This window comes from Mesorhizobium sp. NZP2298 (genome assembly GCF_013170825.1).
Classification (GTDB): Bacteria; Pseudomonadota; Alphaproteobacteria; order Rhizobiales; family Rhizobiaceae; genus Mesorhizobium.
On record NZ_CP033365.1, the window covers coordinates 4,642,981 to 4,660,765 of the forward strand.

A 17,785-nucleotide genomic window follows, 5' to 3' on the forward strand; every position below is an offset into this window, starting at 1 on the left:
ATAGGCGTCAAGGTTAGTCGCGCGGCCGATAGGGTCAATTGAAATGCTTTGATACGATGCCATCGATAACCGTGATGCGAGGCTCATCATGACCCAGGACATCGAAACCATCGGCATTGCGGATCTGTTCGGGCCACCCTCGCCCGCCCGTGACCGCGCCGACGGCCACATCATGGCCGCGGCCTCGGGAATAGGCTTCATGGCGGTCCGGAATTTTCCCGGCGACGCCTGGCTGACACCGGACAGAAGAGCGCGATTGCTGCGCATCTTCGCCCTTCCCGACACCGAGAAGCAGAAATTGCTGCGCTGGAATTTCGACAGCACCAGGAAGAACTTTTATCGCGGCTGGTTCCCACTCCAGCCGGCAGCCGTATCCTACAAGGAAGGCATCGACTTGGGACCGGATATTGCCGATGCGGCGCGCGTCCCGGCCGCCGACGATCCGCTGTGCGAGCTGACACCCTTGCCGGCCGAAGGCACCTTGCCCGGCTGGCGCACGGCCGCGGCGGATTACTATCGTGCGGTGGAGAGGGTCGGCAACGCGCTGATGCGGTCGATAGCGCGCGGGCTTGGCCTGCCGGAAACGATCTTCGATCCGTATTTCGAGAACGGCATCTCGACGCTTCGCCTGATCCGTTATCCCTTGCGGGACGCCACCGCCGGCATCGACACCAGCGGCCCGGAGTTCTCGGTGGTTCACAAGGGAGAGATCCGCACCATCATCGGCCGCGAACATGCCGATTCCGGTTTCGTCACCTTGCTGGCGCAGGATGGCGTCGAAGGCTTGCAGGCAAAAAACCGCGCCGGCGAATGGATCGACGTGCCGCCGGCCAATGGCACGCTGGCGGTCAATTTCGGCCAGTTGCTGGAACGCTGGACCGGCGGTCGCGTGCGGGCGACGCGGCATCGGGTGATCGCGCCGAAGACAACTCGGTTTTCGATCCCGTTTTTCTATGAACCGCGCGTCGACGCGGAGATCGCGCCCTTGCCACTAAGCGGCGCCGAACCTTTCGAGCCATTTCTTTATGGCGACTATCTCTGGGAGTCGGCGACGAATTTCGTCGAGATGAGCGGCATCAAGAATCTCAGGCAGCCGCGCCGCGCCAAGGCATTGTAGCCGGAACGCGATTGCCGCGAGGCCTGTCGTCAAAGCAAGGATGCGTCAGTGACGCTTTGCCTGGACGAGATAGGCATCGATCTCGGTCTCGCCGAGCCACTTGGCCGCTTCCAGCCGGTGCAGGCCTTCAACCAGGATATGGCGCTTGCCGTCGTGGCGGACCTGGATCGGCGTCTTCATGCCGTTCTCCAATATGTCCTCGGCGAGATGGCGGACAGTCTCGGGGTGTAGTGTCTTCTTGCGCGCGGTGGGCACGTAGATGTCGTCGACCTTGACCTTTTGCACTCTGAGCATGCCTGTCCCCGTGGCGGAAACGCCGCCGTCCCCTGAGATAGTCGGTTTGGTTCGGAGGGCCAAGGGCACGGCTAACGAATGTCGGCCCACTCCCGGCCCGAAGGCCATCGACCAGGTCCGCCGGTTTGCCTGTCGCCGCGCGTTTCGATATGGCGTCTCGTGATCCTCAACGAAGGCCACGGAGCAATCCCATGAGCAAATCCCTCGTCACCTTTGTCGGTGTTGCTCATCCCTGGATGTGCGACGTGATGGGACACATGAATGTGCGCCACTACGCGGCGATGTTCGACGATGCCAGCTTCCAGCTTCTTGGCCACATCGCCGGTAAGGATAGCAGCCAGGCCTCGGCAACGGGATGGGCCGATGTGCGCACCGAAATCGACTACCGGCATGAGACAAAAGCCGGCTCGCTTCTCACCATTCGCTCGCATGTGGTGAAGATCGGCCGGACCTCCGTCACCTTCGAACAGGTCATGTCGGGATCGCTCGACGGCATCGTCCATGCATCGAGTCGGACCACCAGCGTACACTTCGACCTTGCCGCGCGTGCCTCGGTGGCGCTGGACGAACCTATGCGCGGCCGCGCGGCGACCCTCCTCGTCGAATAGGCCCGGGTCGACCGATCAGCCATTGTAGATGCGCTCGTCCAACGGCGTCCCGGCGATCAGAGCCTGTAACCCCGACAGCAGCGCCTTCTCGGCACGATTCATCACCTTGTCGGGATTGGTGAGCAGGAAGATGTCGATCGCCGGCGGCGCGTCGTAGGGCGGCAGCCGCCACAACGTGCCGTCGGCCACGTCGCGTCGCGCCACGTGTAGCGGCAGCGGACCGATACCGAGCCCGGCGACGATCATGCGCCTGACTTCCTCCAGGCTCGAGGAGACACCGACGACATCTGCGTTCAGCCGGGCTTCGCTGCGCAACAGGGCGACCGGCCGCAGCGCGTCCGAAATGTGGTCGGTCTGGAAGGATACAGAGGGCTCGCCGCGCAGATCGGCAAGCTTCAGCCCGGCCTTTCCGTAAAGCCTGTGCTGCGGCCCGCAGAAGAAGCCGAAAAACTCGCGATAGACCATCGCGTAGTCCAACGCCGGGTCGCGCTGGCTGACAAGGCAGATGCCGAAGGAGGCGCGCCGCTCCCGCACCTGCTTGGCCACTTCCGTGCTTGCAGCGACCGAGATGGTGATGCTGGCGCGCGGATAGTTGCGGTGAAATTCCGCCAGCGCACGATCGAACAGCGGCGAGACGACATGACTGGCCGTGGCGATCATCACGTGGCCGGTGACATCGTCGCTGATGCCCCGCATCAAGAGCGGCAGCTGCGATATCGAGCCGAACACCTCGACGCTCTGCTCATAGATCAGCAGCCCGACCTCCGTGAGTTCGAAGCGCGTTGCGTCGCGGTCGACCAGCCGCCTCCCAACCCGATCCTCCAGCCGCCGCAAGGCGTTGCTGACACTGGGTTGCTTGAGGTTGAGGCGCTCGGCGGCGCGGGTGATGCTCTTGACTTCCGCAATGACAACGAACGTACGCAGAAGGTTCCAGTCGAGATCCCAGACCAGACGTTCGGGGCGAGGCAAGGCCATTCCTGATATCTATGCTCCCTATTCCCATTATCTATTTGCGCAATGCTGATGCAAAGGCAATCATTGACGCCAGGAGAGCGCCCCAACGCCTCCCAAGAAAAAGCCTTCGCGCTCCATCCAGAGGACAGGAATTCAGATGAACAGGGTATTTTCCGGCATTGCAGTTGCCGCGCTGCTGCTTGCATCGGCCTTCACCACCGTTTCGGCAAGGGCCGACGACCTCGAGAAGATCAAGGCGGCGGGCGAATTGAAGATTTCCATGAGCGGCCAGTATCCGCCCTTCAACTTCGTCAACGACCAGAACGAAGTCGTCGGCTTCGACGCCGATATCGGCAAGGCCATCGCTGAACGCATCGGCGTCAAGGGCACCATCATCACCACGGCCTGGGACGGCATTATCGCCGGCCTGCTCGCCAACAAATACGACACTGTCGTCGGCTCGATGACGATCACGCCCGAGCGAGAGAAAGTCGTCGATTTCGTCGGCCCCTACTACCATGCCGGCCGCGCGGTTTTCGTGAGTCAGGATTCCAAGGTGCAGAGCCTCGACGACCTCAAGGGCAAGACCCTTGGCGTAACGCTCGGCGAAACGCATGAAAAATGGGCGCGCGAACAGGGCGGCTGGGATATCCGCACCTATAAGGGCCTGCCGGAACTGCTGCTCGAACTGAAGGCCGGCCGCGTCGACGCCATCGTCGTCGACAACATTCCGGTCATGGTGGCCGTCAAGGAAACCGGCGAAAAGGTCCGCAAGCTCGACACGCCCAACATCGAGGGCGGCAGCGTCGCCATCGGCATCGCCATCCGCAAGGACAATCCGGAACTCAAGGCCGCCATGCAGAAGGCGCTGGACGGGATGTTGGCCGACGGCACCTACGAGAAGATCTCCAAGCAGTGGGTCGGCAGCGACATCCGCTGATCCTTGCCGGCTCCAGGCGGTGAAAACCACCTGGAACCGATCGCCACTCCAGCCGGGTCATTCCATGGATTTCGCCTTGATGAGCCGTGTCTTCCCGTTCTTCGTGGAAGCCGCACTGGTGACGCTGGAACTGACAGCGCTGGCCCTGGTTCTCGGGCTGGCCGCGGCAGCACTGGCCGCGGCCGCCAGGATGTCGAGGTCGGCGATCCCGCGCGCCATCGGTACGGCCTATGTCAGCCTGTTTCGCGGCACGCCCTGCCTGATACAGCTCTTCGTGCTCTATTTCGGCGGTCCGCAGATCGGCATCAATCTGGATCCGTTCACGGCCGGGGTCGTCGGGCTTGGCCTCAACATCGGCGCCTATATGGCGGAATCGATCCGTGGCGCGTTAACAGCGGTCGACCGCGGTCAGACGGAAGCTGCCCGCACGATCGGCTTCAGCCGCTTCCAGACCTTGCGCAAGGTCGTGCTGCCGCAGGCCGCCCGGCTGATGATCCGCCCGCTCGGCGTCAACACGGTCGCGCTGTTGAAGGGTTCGGCACTGGTCTCCACCATCTCGGTCGTGGAACTGACCTATACCGCCCAGCGCTTCATCGGCTCGACATACAAGCCGTTCGAGATCTTCGGCGTCGCGGCCCTGCTCTACATGGTCATGGTCTACGCCGTCGCCCGCATCGTCGACATGCTCGACAAGCGCTTCGCCATCGTCTGAGAGGGGAGCACGATGCAAGGTTTGGATTTCACCGTCGTCGCCCCCTACTGGGACCTCTTGCTGACGGGCGCCTGGTGGACGGCGCTGCTTACGGTCTCGGCCGGAGCGCTCAGTTTCGTCTTCGGCATCCTGTTTGCCGTCATCGTGCTCTATGCGCCAGCGATCCTCGCCTACCCCGTTCGCGCCTTCATGTGGCTGTTCATGGGCACGCCACTGCTGCTGCAGCTTTTCCTGATCTATTTCGGCCTTGTGCAGGTCGGCATCGACATCCCCGCGCTGGCCGCCGGAATAGCCGGGCTTGGCCTGCATTTCGCCGTCTACAATGCCGATGTCATCCGTGCCGGCATCGTGGCGGTCGATCCCGGTCAGACGGAAGGCGCGCGCAGCATCGGCTTCGGCAAGTGGCAGGCGCTGCGCTACGTCGTGATACCGCAGGCCATCCGCAACACGGCACCGCCGATCGGAAGCAATTTGATCGCACTGTTGAAAGAATCCTCCATCGTCTCGGTCATCGGCATCGCCGAGCTTGTCCATTCAGCACAACTGGCGATCAGCGAAACTTTCCGCCCGTTCGAGTTCTACATCACGGCCGCCGCGCTCTATTACATCTTGAACCTGGTGCTCGAGGCGGCCTTGCATCGGTTTGAAAGACATGTGGAGGTTTCCCGATGAGCACGCGGCGGCCAATGGTCGAGGTCCACGGCGCGCGCAAATCGTTCGGCGCGGTCGAGGTCCTCAAAGGCATCGACCTGTCAGTGGATCGGGGGCAGATCGTCGCGATTATCGGACCGAGCGGTTCCGGCAAGAGCACGCTGCTGCGCTCCATCAACCATCTTGAGACCTTGAACGGCGGCGAGGTATGGTTGGACGGCGTGCAGGTCAACCAGAGACTGCACGGCCAGGCCTTCGAGCGGCACATCAACAAGGTGCGCCAGCACATGGGCATGGTGTTCCAGCACTTCAACCTGTTCCCGCACCTGACCGTGATCGAGAACATCACCATGGGACCGGTGATCCTGAAGGGCATGACAAAAGATGAAGCCCGGGCCTTGGCGCATGGCCTCCTGTCCAAGGTCGGGCTGGCCGACAAGACCGACGCCTATCCCTCCAGGCTTTCGGGCGGCCAGAAGCAGCGCGTGGCGATTGCGCGTGCGCTGGCCATGCAGCCCAAGGTGATGCTGTTCGACGAGGCAACCTCGGCCCTCGACCCGGAATTGGTCGACGAGGTCAACGCAGTGATGAAACAGCTTGCCGCCGAACACATGACCATGCTCATCGTAACGCACGAGATGCGCTTTGCCGGCGAGGTGGCCGACAGGGTGCTGTTCATGGACGGCGGCGTGGTGGTCGAGGAAGGCCCGCCGGGCGAGATTTTCCGCACGCCCCAGAAGGAGCGCACCCGCACCTTCCTCAAGAAATATCTTTCCGCCTGAGTACGACGATGACCAGTTTGCCCACGGAATTTCCCGATTTTGGACTGACGCCGGAGCAGCGCCGCCACGCGGTTCGCGGCCACTATTACGAGTGGCCGGGCATGGATGGCGAGCGTGGCGAAATCTGGTGCTACAGCGACCGCTTCTCCTATCGTGCCGGCGAAACGGTAACGCTGCATGTCAGTTCCACGGCTCCCTCCTTCGGCATGACCATCGTCCGCGACGGCGGCACCGAGACAAAGGTGTTCGACAAGTCGGGAATCGCGGCGCGCTGGCAGGACAGTCCGGACCAATGCTCGGCGGAGGGCTGTGGCTGGGAAGCATCCTTCGAATTTCGTGTCGGCGGCGACTGGCCGTCCGGCGCCTATCGGATAACGCTGAGTGCCGAGGGCCGAGACGGCAAGCCGATCCACAGCCACCATCTCTTCATTGTCTCTCCCCAGGCCGGCAAGAAGCCCGGCCGTGTGCTGCAAGTGGCGGCGACGGGCACCTGGCTCGCCTACAACACCTGGGGCGGCTCCAACCACTATCAGGGCATCACCGGGCCGGATCGCGACCAGTATTCTCCCATCGTGTCGACGCAGCGGCCCTGGTGCCGTGGCTTCGTCGTGCTGCCGAAGGATGCGCCGCGCGTGCCGCTGGAGGTCGCCGTGCCGCCGAAGACGGTGCCGCGCTATCCGCATATGGAATGGGCGCTCGCCACCGGCCATTCGAAGAAATACGCCTCGTCCGGCTGGGCGAGCTACGACAGCCACTTCTTCCGCTTCGCCGAACAGGCCGGCTATGAGGTTGACCTCGCCAGCCAGCACGATCTGCATTTCTCGCCTGATATTCTCGATGGGTATGACTGCGCCGTCTTCGTTGGCCATGACGAGTACTGGACCTGGGAAATGCGCGATGCGGTCGACAGCTACGTCGAACGCGGCGGCCATGCGGCGCGCTTTGCCGGTAATTTCATGTGGCAGACGAGGCTGGAGGACGAAGGCCGCCGGCAGGTCTGCTACAAATACCGCGCCCGCGCCGAAGACCCGGCCTATCGCGGCGGCGACGTGACCCGCGCCACCAATTCCTGGGAAGCGCCGGAAATCGGCCGGCCGGGTTCAGTGACCTTCGGGCTCAATGCGACGCGCGGCGTCTATGCCGGCTGGGGCGGCTGCGCACCGCGTGGCGTGCGTGGCTTTCCGGTCTACCGGCCGGAACACTGGGCCTTTACCGGCACCGGCATCTATTATGGCGACCTGTTAGGCGCCGACAGCCATGTCTATGGCTACGAGGTCGATGGGCTCGATTTCGAGATCCGCGGCGGCCTGCCCTACCCCACCGCAACGAGCGGCGCGCCAGGCGGCCTGCAGGTTCTCGCTGTCGGCATGGCATCCCAGGTCGAGGAAAGCGCCGACATTCCGATCGAGGACCAGTTCCTCACCGACGAGGATGGCCGCTTCACCGCTGAGACTTTGTTCGGTGAGGCGAGCGACGCCAATCTCGAAAAAGTCAAACGCGGCAACGGCATGATCGTCAATTTCCCGCGCGGCAAGGGCGAGGTGTTCCACGCCGGAAGCTGCGAATGGGTAGCCGGCCTGCTAAGACAAGACCCGATGGTCGAACGCGTCACCCAGAATGTCCTTGATCGCTACCTTGGAAAGTCCTGACATGTCGAAGACCCAGACCGCCGCCCAAGCAACCGAGGCGCGCCGAGAATCGCATCTGTTCTACCTGTCCAGCCTGCGCCGGCCGTTGATCGATCGCGCCGAAGGCATCTATATGTGGACGCAGGACGGCCGCCGTTTCATCGACGGATCGAGCGGGCCGATGGTCGCCAATATCGGCCATTCCAACCGCAACGTTCTGGATGCCATGAAGCGGCAGATGGACCGCGCCACCTTCGCCTATCGCCTGCACTTCGAAAACGAGCCGGCGGAGGAACTGGCGCGCGAGCTCGCGGGCAAACTGCCGGAAGGCATGGACCGCATCTTTTTCGTCTCGGGCGGCTCGGAAGCGACGGAATCCTGCATCAAGCTGGCGAGGCAATGGGCGGTCGCGACGGGCCAGGCCAGCCGCTGGAAGGTGATCACGCGTTTTCCCTCCTATCATGGCGGCACGCTGGGTTCGCTTTCGGTCACCGGCGACGATGCGCTGGCCGAAACCTTTGAGCCGATGATGCGGGTGATGCCGACCGTGCCCGCGCCAACAGCCTGGCGCGACCGCGACAATCTTTCGATGGAGCAACGCGGCGTCCGCTACGCCGACATGCTGGAGGACAAGATCCTCGCAGAAGGCCCGGAGAGTGTCGTCGCCTTCATCATGGAGCCGATCGGCGGTGCTGCCACCGCCGCTCTTGTGGCGCCAGACAGCTATTACGCACGCATCCGCGAGATCTGCGACCGCTACGGCATCCTGCTCATCCATGACGAAGTGATGAGCGGCGCCGGCCGCACCGGCAAATTCCTGGGCGGCGACCATTGGAACTGCAGACCCGACATCGTCGCGCTGTCGAAAGGGCTGGGCTCCGGCTATGCGCCGCTCGGCGCGCTGGCGGCTCCGATGCGGCTGGTGCAGCCGCTGCTTGCTTCGGGCGGGTTCCAGCACGGCCACACCTATGCAGGCAATCCGTTGGCCTGCGCCGCCGGTCTTGCGGTGCTGGGCGAAATGGACCGCCTCGACTTGATCGCCAATGCCGCTGCCATGGGCGATGTGCTGATGGACGGGCTGAAGGGGCTGGCGAAGCGCTTTCCGTTCATTGCCGACGTGCGCGGCAAGGGCCTGCTGACCGGAGCCGAGATGGTTGCCGATCCGGAGACATTGCGGCCGATCGACCAAACAAAGAAAGCCACGCAGCGTCTGCTCGACCTCGCCTACGAGCGCGGCCTGATCATCTATGGCCGCAAGGTCAAGGGCGGCGTCGACGGCGACAATTTCATGGTCGCGCCGCCAATGATCGTCACCAGCGAACAGGTCGGCGAGATCGTCTCAATCATTGGCGATTCGCTGGAAGTCCTGGCTTCCGAGCTCGACCTGCCGGTCGAAGGCCGGGGGTAAGGAAATGGCGCCGCGAAAAGTCATCATCACCTGCGCCGTCACCGGCTCGGTGCACACGCCGTCGATGTCGCCCTATCTGCCACTGACGCCGGACCAGATCGCGGCCGACGCGATCGCGGCAGCGGAAGCCGGCGCCTCGATCCTGCATCTGCATGCCCGCGACCCCAAAGACGGACGGCCGACGGCCGATCCGGACGTGTTCATGCAGTTCCTGCCACGCATCAAGCAGGCAACCGACGCTGTGATCAACATCACCACGGGCGGCTCCTCGTTGATGACACTCGACCAGCGGCTGGAGGCCCCGCTCCGAGCCGAGCCCGAAATGTGCTCGCTCAACATGGGCTCAATGAATTTCGCGCTGTTCCCGATGCTCGACAAGCCAAGGGAGTGGCAGCACGAGTGGGAGCCAAAGCTGCTCGAAGCCACCCGCGGCACCATCTTCAAGAACACATTCGCCGACATGGAGGGCGTGCTTGAGAGGCTGGGCAAGGGCTGCGGCACGCGCTTCGAATTCGAGTGCTACGATGTCGGCCATCTCTATTCGCTGGCGCATTTCCGTGATCGGGGCCTGGTGTCGGGGCCGCTGTTCATCCAGTTCGTGCTGGGCATCTTGGGCGGCATCGGTGCCGACCCGGACAATCTCATCCATATGAAGCGGATCGCCGACAAACTGTTCGGCGACAGCTACCAGTTCTCCGTGCTGGCCGCAGGTCGCAACCAGATGCCGCTGATCTCGATCGCCGCGGCAATGGGCGGCAATGTCCGTGTCGGGCTGGAAGACAGTCTCTATGATGGCCGCCAATTGGCGAAATCCAATGCCGACCAGGTGCGCCGTATCCGTGGCATTCTCGACGGGCTGTCGCTGGAGGTTGCCACGCCAGCCGAGGCGCGCGACATGCTGGCGCTGAAGGGCGGCGACCGGGTAGCGTTTTGAGGCAAGACCGTGACCAATCCAACCCTCAGTGACGTCCTGATCCGTCCCGGTCGGATCGATGACGCCGAAACCATCCACACCGCGCTTCTCAAACTCGGCACCCATATTGGCGCGCATCAGGAGATCACGTCCACATCAGATGATCTCCGACGCTATGGCTTTGGCGAAAAGCCCGCCTTCTCCACCCTGATGGCTGAAGTCGACGGCGAGTTCGCCGGCCTCTGCCTGCATTTCCCGATCTTTTCGACCTGGATGGGGCGGCCCGGCGTCTATGTGCAGGACCTCTATGTCGAGGACCGCTTTCGCGGCCGCAAGATCGGCGAACGGCTGCTGCGCCGCGTCGCCGCGGACTGCCGGAAAGAAGGCGGCGTCTATCTCAGGCTGTCGGTCGACACCGACAACGAAAGTGCCAAGGCCTTCTACGAGAAGCTTGGCATCGCCTGGTCGAACTACGAACAGACGCAGAAGATCGTCGGCGAAGCCTTCTTTGCCTTCGCCGACGCGCCGGAAGATGGGGGGCAGGAATGAAAGCTTTTTATGCCGAGGAGCAGAAGCGGCACGACCCTAAGGCCTTTCTTTCCAGCGGCGCGCCGCAGCCAAACCCGGAAAAGCCCGAGCGCGTCGCGAGATTGCTAGCCGGCGCAAAATCTGCCGGCTGCACGATCGAGCGACCGCGCAATCACGGGCTCGATCCGATTGCCGCCGTGCATACGCCCGAATATCTCGACTTCCTCGAACATATTTTCGAGCGCTGGCAACGTATCGACGGCGCGTCCGCCGAAGTGATTCCCAACATCCACCCGATCGCACGTAACGGCTCCTATCCAGCCTCGGCGGTTGGCCAGGCCGGCTACCATATGGCCGACACAGCCTGCCCGATCTCGGGCGAGACCTGGCAAAGCGCATTGTGGAGCGCCTGGAGCGCGGTCGAAGCCGCTGAAACGGTAATTGCCGGCGCGCCGGCGGCCTATGCGCTGTGCCGCCCGCCCGGCCATCATGCCTTTGCCGATGTCGCCGGGGGCTTCTGCTTCATCAACAATTCGGCGGTCGCGGCGCAAGCGCTGCGCAAGCAGGCAGCTCGCGTGGCAATCCTCGATGTCGACCTGCACCACGGCAACGGCACGCAAGGCATCTTCTATGCGCGGTCCGATGTGCTCACAGTCTCGCTGCATGCCGATCCGGTGCGCTTCTATCCGTTCTTCTGGGGCCACGCCGACGAGCGCGGCGAAGGCGCGGGCCTCGGCTACAATTTCAACCTGCCGCTGCCGCGCAAATCCGCCGACGCGGCGTTTCTGGAAGCGCTGGCGGTGGCCTTCCAGCGTATCCGCGCCTTTTCACCGGATGCGCTTGTCGTGGCGCTCGGCCTCGACGCCTTCGAGGGCGACCCGTTCGGCGGGCTTTCGGTGACGACGCCCGGCTTCTCACGCATTGGCGAAGCGATCGCAAAGCTTGGCCTGCCGACGGTCATCGTCCAGGAAGGCGGCTATCTCTGCGACGCGCTTGGCGACAATCTCACCGCCTTCCTCACCGGTTTGGGCGGCAAGGCGCGGTGACTGTTCAAGCTAGCGTCAGGAACGCTGCTGCCTGAGCATGGCGATGACCCGATGCACGCTCTCCAGCGTCTCGTCGATCTCGGCCGCCGTATTGTAGTGGGCGATACCGATGCGCACGACGCCCTGTTCGGCTGGAATGCCGAGCTGGTGGACGATCTCCCAGGCGTAGTTGTGGCCTGACCACAGGAAGATGTTCTCGGCATTCATCTGCCGCACGATCGTCTCCGGCACGATGCCGTCGACGGTGAACGAGACCGTCGGCACACGATCGCCGAGCCGCTTCGGATCGGTGATGCCATGGATTGTCAGGCCCGAAATGCCGGACAGGCCATCGATCAGCCTTTGCGCCAGCGGGTTTTCATAGGCGATGGACACTTCGAACGCCTTGGCGATCTTTTGCCTGCGCGAACCACTCTCGCCCACCGCCGCGCCCAGCCCGGCAAAATGATCGACCGCCGCCGTGAGGCCGGCCATCAGCTCGATCTGCGGCGTGCCAAGCTCGAACCGCTCCGGCAGGCCATTGGAGGAGCAGCGGCATTTATAGGGTTTCAAGCCTTCGATGACGTCACGCCGGCCCCACAATATGCCCATATGCGGTCCGAAGAATTTGTAGGCCGAGCAGATCAAAAAATCGCAGCCAAGGTCCTGCACGTCGATCAGGCCATGCGGCGCGAACTGCACGGCGTCGACATAGACCAGGGCGCCGGCTTGTTTTGCGATGGCAGTCAGCGACCTGACCCGGTTGATCGAGCCGGTCAGGTTGCTGGCATAGTTCAATGCGACCAGCCGTGTCTTGTCGGAGAGCAGACCGGCCAGCGTCGCCTCTTCGACCTGCCAGCTCTCTTCATCGAATGGCAGCCAGCGCACGACGAGGCCAAGGTCCTCGGCCAGTTGCAGCCAGGGCGAGACATTGCCCTCGTGATCCATGCGGGTGAGGATGATCTCGTCGCCGGGCTTCAGCGAGCGGCCAAGCGTGCGCGACATATGATAGGTCAGCGTCGTCATATTGGCGCCGATAATGATTTCCTCGGGGCTCGTGGCACCAAGGAAATCGGCCATCGCCTGATGTGCCTCGTCAACCACGGCTTGTGCGGCGACCGTCGTTTCGAAATAGCCGCCGAGATTGGCGTTGGTCGTGAGCAGGCAGCGCGACACCGCATCGGCGACGGCCTGGGGTACCTGCGTGCCGGCCGGGTTGTCGAGATAGATGCGGCGGCGGCCCTTGTCGCTCAGGGAAAGAGCGGGGAATTTTCCACGCACGGCCTCTATCGGAAAGTCCACCATCATCTCCACCCCTTTGTTATTCCTCGATAATCCACCCCTTCCGATCAGGGACAGGGATTGCCGACCCGCTGATGAACCGCATCCACCGCCTTCTGCATCTCTTCGGTCCAGACAACATCCACCGAAGACAATGCCATTTCGAGTTGCGAAATGGTTGTCGCGCCAATGATATTCGACGTGACGAAGGGTCGGCTCGAGACATAGGCGTTGGCGAACAGGGCCGGCTCCAGGCCAAAGGAGCGCGCCAGTTCATTGTATTCTAGCAGCACCGCGGCGGCATTCGGCGTCTCGTAGCGCTGGCCGCGATTGAACAGCTGCGAGCGTGAGCCCTGCGGTCGAGCGCCATGGTCGTATTTGCCGGTCAGATAGCCTTGCGCCAGCGGCGAATAGGCAAGCAATGAGATGTCCTCACGCCCGCAGACCTCGGCGAGGTTCACCTCGAAGGTGCGGTTGACGAGATTGTAGGCGTTCTGGATCGAGTCCACGCGCGGGCCGATCCCCTTGTCGGCCTCCGAGAGGTAACGCATGACGCCCCAGGAACTTTCGTTCGACAGGCCGAAATGGCGGATCTTTCCTGCCTTCACCAATTCATCGAAGACGCCAAGCGTCTCGGCGATCGGCGTTTCGTTGGCTGGTGCGCCGTCGGCATCGGCGCGCCGCGCCACCGCCCCGACACGCGTCGGGTTGGCGCCCCAGGGGATGTCCCGTTCCGGCCAGTGGATCTGGTAGAGATCGAGATAGTCGGTGCCGAGCTTGGCCAGCGACTTGTCGATGGCGTCAAGAATATCAGCGCGCACCAGTTGCGACGGCCTGTCACCGCGAAACCAGTTATTGGCTGTGCGGCCAACGACCTTGGAGGCCAGGATCACCTTGTCGCGGTTGCCCTTGGCCTTCATCCAGCTGCCGATGATCTTTTCCGTCCGCCCTTGCGTCTCCGCCTTGGGCGGGATCGGATAGAGCTCGGCGGTATCGATGAAATTGACGCCGCGCGAAAAAGCCAAATCCATCTGGGCGTGGCCCTCGGCTTCGGTGTTCTGCTGGCCCCAGGTCATCGAACCAAGGCAGATCTGGGTAACAAGAAGATCGGTCCGACCGAGACGGCGTTTGTGCATGAAATTCTGCTCCGGAGGGAAAGCGTGCGCGGGAGGCTGCATCTATAGGGAAAGCCACGGCGCTCTCCAAGCCTCGCCAGGCCGACTTTTGCGTGAACCAGCGCTGGTTAACTAGCGGCGAGCGCCGGCCACGGCGCGGCGCTTGGCCTCGTCGATCAGCATGTTGGCTACCTGCATGCGGATCATGGCGCGCTGGCGCAGATGCGGGGCGACACGATCGGGATGGTTGCTGAAAGCAAAGCTGCGGCGCATGCGGCCGAAATCGGCAACGCCCTTGGGCTTGTCCAGCCCCAGTTCGGCCGCGATCGATTCAGGATCGATCGGCGGCAGTTTTTCCTCAGGCTTGGGTTCCTCGCCAGCAAGGGCCAGTTTGGCGTGGTCGAGCAAGGCGGCGAATTCGCTCGCCAGATCAGCGCCGGCCTCGCGATATTCGGCGGCGGATACTTTTATGCGGCCGGAATGGAGTTCATCGGCAACCGAGAGATAGTCGAATGGAATGGAAGGACGCGCACCGGCCTCGTCGCCCTCGATGCCGTCGCCCTTGTCGGAGGCAACGAAGAGGTCGTCGAGCAGCGAAGCAAAATCGCGCTTGGCGCTGGTAGCGATGTCAGCCTCCCCCTTGCCCGACTGTCAGGTTTCCAGGAACATAGAACGGGCTCGTTAAAAATACATACCACCGATCTTAATGAATTTAGCCATTCGAAGGATCGCGCAGGCGCTCAAACAAAAAGCCGGACTGCACTTTCATGCAGTCCGGAAATTCGCCAGGAGTGGCGAGGAAAAACTGGCCATGTGCCAGCGTCGAAGCCTACGGTTCGTGCGGCCCGGAAGTTTCACTGGGCCGCAAAAAAGTTTTACGAAAATCATCCGGGCATAGCAGGCATGCAAAATGCTGCACTGCACAATTGTCACGATTCACCTATATTGTCAGCCGTGGAGGACCAATCAGGAGCCTGGATCATGGGTTTCTTCACGGAAATGTTCGCCCGGCCGCGTCCACAGGAACATCTGAGATACCGCGCGGCGCTCGCGCTGCTTCACGCGATGAGCAATGCCGACCGCGCCGACATCGGCATCAAGCCCGCCGATTTTCCGCGCATCGCCCGCGAAATGTCCATTCGCTAAGCAGCCTGCGAGATGTTCCGGATCGATCCGGGACACCTTGAAACTTCAGCCGCTCAACGCGATCCCAGGAATGTCGCCTTGCCCAGCGGCACGCCATTGTGGCGAAGGATGTCGTAAGCGGTGGTGAGGTGGAAGTAGAAGTTGGGCATGGCCACATGCAGCAGATACTGCATGCCGCCCAACGTCGTTTCGCGTCCGCCAAGCTTCAACTCGATCACCTTGTCGTCGGAACCGTCGATATCGGCGGCCGAGAACGTTGCCAGAAGCGCGAGCGTCTTGGCTATCCGCGCTTCGAGATCGGCAAAGCTTGCCTCGTTGTCCTCGTATTTCGGCACCTCGCGGCCGGCGAGCCGCGACGGCGCGCCCTTGGCGTGGTCGGTTGCGATCTGCACTTGCCGGGTCAAGGCGAACATGTCGGGCGCAAGCCGTGCCGTCAAAAACACCTGCGGGTCGATCTTGCGGTCAAGCGCGTTTTGTTCGGCAGCCGCCAGCACACTGGAAAGTGCTTTCAGCCGGGCTGAAAACACGGGCACGGATGCCTCATACATCGATATCGTCACGTCAGATCTCCTGTCCGGTCGGAACGCCGGCGGAGCGACGTAGCGCCTCCCCGCACGATTCTTCAAGCGCCGTGGGCTCCGCGTCACCACGCCGCCGCAATCGCCGTGGTAGAATCTGCGTTATCGAGCGGAGATTCCCGATGAGACGCGTCCTTCTCGCAGCGACTTCCCTTCTCTCCCTTGCCATGTCTGGCCAAGCGGCGCTGGCCGTCGATGACACCGCGCCCGAAGCGCCCTATGTCGACGACCGCTCGAGCGCCGAGGCGGTGATCCGCTCCCTCTACAGCGCCATCAACCGGCATGAATTCGCCCGCGCCTGGGGTTACTACGGCGACACGAAGCCAGCTAAGGATTTCGACAGCTTCGTCAAAGGCTATGACGGCACCAACAGGGTGGAAGTCGCGACCGGTGCCATTTCGGACGAAGGTGCCGCAGGCAGCATCTTCTATAACGTCCCTGTCGCCATTCGTGCCACGGACAAGAGCGGCAGCGAGAAGGTCTTTGCCGGCTGCTACACGCTGCGCCAGGTGAATGCCCAGATCCAAGCGGCGCCGCCCTTTGATCCGATCCACATCGAAAAAGGCGCATTGAAACCTTCGACCGCCAATTTCGAGGAAGCTGTGCCGCCGAGCTGCGGCGACGGCCCGCCGCCGCCCAAGAAGGATACGACGCTGGAGCAGGCCAAGAAGGCATTCCTGGCGACCTATGGCGACCAGTGCGACAAGGAGCTTCTGGCCAATGAGCCGGAGACCTTTTCGATCAAATACAAGGACAAGGATGCGCAGCCCGCCGATCCCGACAAGGAAACACGCCTCTTCCATTTCTCCTGCTCGGCCGCGGCCTACAATGAAAACTCCGTCTACTACATGAGCGACGATGTGTCAGGGGTGCGGCAGTTGCAGTTCACCGAGCCCGAGATGGACATTCGCTACGTGAACAATGACAGCGAAGGCAAAGTCGAATCCATGCACATTGTCGGCTTCCGGACGACAGGCTGGGCGACCAATTCCAACTATGACAAGGATGCCCACACGATCACGACGTTCGACAAATGGCGCGGCGTCGGAGATGCCTCTTCATCGGGCACTTATCTGTTCCGCAATGGCGACTTCTCGCTGGTCCAGTATGATGTCGACGCGTCCTATGATGGCGAGGAAAACCCGCAGACGGTTGTCGACTACAACACCGCGCCTTGAGCACCGGACGGCTTCAGGCCAGCCAGTCGATCAAGGCGCCTTCGACAGCATCCAATTGAGCGTTCCGCGCCAGTCGGCCATGCGGATTGGCGTGCCGTGGGTGCCTGTCTCGAAACGGACGAAGCGGGTCGGGTAGGTCTTCGATTTGGCCAGGATGGAGCGGAAGAACGCTTCCTGGTTCGCCACGGGGAAGACCACGTCATGGCTGCCTTGACCGAAGAAGACAGGCACGCGGCGCTTGAAGGCGGGGCTGGCGAAAAAGCTCTCGTCCCACAGCGACCCGAGCAGCAGCAAGCCATTTATGCGGCCGCCCGTGTCCTTGCGTCCGGCAAGCTTCCAGCACAGCGCACCACCCATCGAGCCGCAGGCGACGAAGATCTTCGCGCCAGGCGACTGTTCGGCGTAGTGATCGATCAGAGCCGCGACTTGGGCGGCACCCTTGTCGCCGAAATCGGGAAAATCCGGTGAGAGATAAAGACCGCCATTGCCGGCCATCAGGTTCTTGATGCGGTTGAAATTGCCGCCGAAGGTGAAGTCGTCGACGCCCTGTTTGCGGCTGCCACCCTGCCCGTGCAGGTAGAGCACGATGATCCCAGCGCCTTGCGTCTTGCCGACGGCAACATGCCTGACATCGCCGGCATCGGTCTTCAGCAGCAGATCCTGCTGCACCTTGCGTACGCTGGCGTCAGTGTATTGCGGGTGGACGCGCTTTTCCGGCACCTCGTCACGCTGGTTGATGTCGCGCATCTCGCGATAGTCGATGACCGTATAGGCGCCGTTGGTGTCGGACGAGAGCGTGGCCGGATAGGCGAAGAGATCGTCCTTGAAGGGTTTCAGTTCGAGCGCATCGGCTTGGGCGGGAACGCCAAGAACAAATGTTGCGATCAGAACGCTGTGGAGAGGAGAAAGAAAACGAAAAGCCATACC

The 17,785-nt window shown here is 62.5% G+C and carries 19 protein-coding genes; 12 read left to right on the forward strand and 7 right to left on the reverse strand.

Translation table 11 applies throughout. The annotated features are described in order from the left end of the window. The first annotated feature begins 88 nt into the window (after positions 1 to 88). Positions 89 to 1,117, forward strand: a complete 1,029-nt coding sequence (locus EB231_RS22520) for an isopenicillin N synthase family dioxygenase (RefSeq protein WP_172350766.1) — start codon at positions 89 to 91, stop codon at positions 1,115 to 1,117. A gap of 45 nt (positions 1,118 to 1,162) precedes the next feature. Here the strand turns inward: EB231_RS22520 and EB231_RS22525 are convergent, their stop codons facing one another. Next, entirely contained in the window at positions 1,163 to 1,411 is a 249-nt protein-coding gene (locus EB231_RS22525; protein ID WP_008875526.1) for a ParB N-terminal domain-containing protein, read from the reverse strand. 191 nt (positions 1,412 to 1,602) lie between these two features. Between EB231_RS22525 and EB231_RS22530 the strand changes: the two genes are divergently transcribed. Continuing rightward, entirely contained in the window at positions 1,603 to 2,019 is a 417-nt protein-coding gene (locus EB231_RS22530; RefSeq protein ID WP_172350767.1) for an acyl-CoA thioesterase, read from the forward strand. Positions 2,020 to 2,034: 15 nt separating this feature from the next. Here the strand turns inward: EB231_RS22530 and EB231_RS22535 are convergent, their stop codons facing one another. Then, complete coding sequence (locus EB231_RS22535; RefSeq protein WP_172350768.1) at positions 2,035 to 2,994, reverse strand: LysR family transcriptional regulator; 960 nt, start codon at positions 2,992 to 2,994, stop codon at positions 2,035 to 2,037. Positions 2,995 to 3,130: 136 nt separating this feature from the next. Here EB231_RS22535 and EB231_RS22540 point away from each other — a divergent pair, with 136 nt between their 5' ends. From EB231_RS22540 to EB231_RS22580, 9 genes are all read left to right on the forward strand, one after another. Further along, the gene (locus EB231_RS22540) at positions 3,131 to 3,913 is read left to right on the forward strand and encodes an ABC transporter substrate-binding protein (protein WP_140767794.1); all 783 of its coding nucleotides are present in this window, start codon (positions 3,131 to 3,133) and stop codon (positions 3,911 to 3,913) included. 64 nt (positions 3,914 to 3,977) lie between these two features. Continuing rightward, on the forward strand, positions 3,978 to 4,625 hold the full coding sequence (locus tag EB231_RS22545) for an amino acid ABC transporter permease (protein ID WP_172350769.1): 648 nt from the start codon (positions 3,978 to 3,980) through the stop codon (positions 4,623 to 4,625). A 12-nt stretch (positions 4,626 to 4,637) separates the two neighbouring features. Continuing rightward, positions 4,638 to 5,297 carry an amino acid ABC transporter permease gene (locus EB231_RS22550; RefSeq protein ID WP_172350770.1) on the forward strand — a complete coding sequence of 220 codons (660 nt, stop codon included), beginning with the start codon at positions 4,638 to 4,640 and terminating at the stop codon, positions 5,295 to 5,297. After that, complete coding sequence (locus tag EB231_RS22555) at positions 5,294 to 6,058, forward strand: amino acid ABC transporter ATP-binding protein (protein ID WP_281411400.1); 765 nt, start codon at positions 5,294 to 5,296, stop codon at positions 6,056 to 6,058. Before EB231_RS22550 ends, EB231_RS22555 begins: the two co-directional genes overlap by 4 nt. Before the next feature lie 8 nt (positions 6,059 to 6,066). Further along, positions 6,067 to 7,707 (forward strand): N,N-dimethylformamidase beta subunit family domain-containing protein, encoded by a 1,641-nt coding sequence (locus EB231_RS22560; protein ID WP_172350771.1) that lies wholly within the window; start codon positions 6,067 to 6,069, stop codon positions 7,705 to 7,707. Between the two features lies 1 nt (position 7,708). Continuing rightward, the gene (locus EB231_RS22565; protein ID WP_172350772.1) at positions 7,709 to 9,094 is read left to right on the forward strand and encodes an aminotransferase family protein; all 1,386 of its coding nucleotides are present in this window, start codon (positions 7,709 to 7,711) and stop codon (positions 9,092 to 9,094) included. A gap of 4 nt (positions 9,095 to 9,098) precedes the next feature. After that, positions 9,099 to 10,028 carry a BKACE family enzyme gene (locus EB231_RS22570; RefSeq protein WP_172350773.1) on the forward strand — a complete coding sequence of 310 codons (930 nt, stop codon included), beginning with the start codon at positions 9,099 to 9,101 and terminating at the stop codon, positions 10,026 to 10,028. A gap of 9 nt (positions 10,029 to 10,037) precedes the next feature. Beyond that, a complete protein-coding gene (locus EB231_RS22575) occupies positions 10,038 to 10,556 on the forward strand; it encodes a GNAT family N-acetyltransferase (protein ID WP_172350774.1) in 519 nt (172 codons plus the stop codon). Next, complete coding sequence (locus EB231_RS22580; RefSeq protein WP_172350775.1) at positions 10,553 to 11,581, forward strand: histone deacetylase family protein; 1,029 nt, start codon at positions 10,553 to 10,555, stop codon at positions 11,579 to 11,581. Before EB231_RS22575 ends, EB231_RS22580 begins: the two co-directional genes overlap by 4 nt. A gap of 15 nt (positions 11,582 to 11,596) precedes the next feature. Here EB231_RS22580 and EB231_RS22585 read toward each other — a convergent pair whose 3' ends face one another. From EB231_RS22585 to EB231_RS22600, 4 genes are all read right to left on the reverse strand, one after another. Beyond that, positions 11,597 to 12,865 (reverse strand): cysteine desulfurase-like protein, encoded by a 1,269-nt coding sequence (locus tag EB231_RS22585; protein ID WP_172350776.1) that lies wholly within the window; start codon positions 12,863 to 12,865, stop codon positions 11,597 to 11,599. 44 nt (positions 12,866 to 12,909) lie between these two features. Next, complete coding sequence (locus EB231_RS22590) at positions 12,910 to 13,977, reverse strand: aldo/keto reductase (protein ID WP_172350777.1); 1,068 nt, start codon at positions 13,975 to 13,977, stop codon at positions 12,910 to 12,912. Between the two features lie 111 nt (positions 13,978 to 14,088). After that, complete coding sequence (locus EB231_RS22595; RefSeq protein ID WP_172352985.1) at positions 14,089 to 14,550, reverse strand: hypothetical protein; 462 nt, start codon at positions 14,548 to 14,550, stop codon at positions 14,089 to 14,091. Positions 14,551 to 15,155: 605 nt separating this feature from the next. Next, a complete protein-coding gene (locus tag EB231_RS22600) occupies positions 15,156 to 15,662 on the reverse strand; it encodes a DUF1993 domain-containing protein (RefSeq protein WP_140767805.1) in 507 nt (168 codons plus the stop codon). A gap of 140 nt (positions 15,663 to 15,802) precedes the next feature. Between EB231_RS22600 and EB231_RS22605 the strand changes: the two genes are divergently transcribed. Next, positions 15,803 to 16,858 carry a DUF1176 domain-containing protein gene (locus tag EB231_RS22605; RefSeq protein ID WP_172350778.1) on the forward strand — a complete coding sequence of 352 codons (1,056 nt, stop codon included), beginning with the start codon at positions 15,803 to 15,805 and terminating at the stop codon, positions 16,856 to 16,858. A 30-nt stretch (positions 16,859 to 16,888) separates the two neighbouring features. On the opposite strand, the gene EB231_RS22610 is transcribed toward EB231_RS22605, so the two are convergent. Continuing rightward, on the reverse strand, positions 16,889 to 17,782 hold the full coding sequence (locus EB231_RS22610; protein ID WP_172350779.1) for an alpha/beta hydrolase family protein: 894 nt from the start codon (positions 17,780 to 17,782) through the stop codon (positions 16,889 to 16,891). Positions 17,783 to 17,785 lie beyond the last annotated feature (3 nt).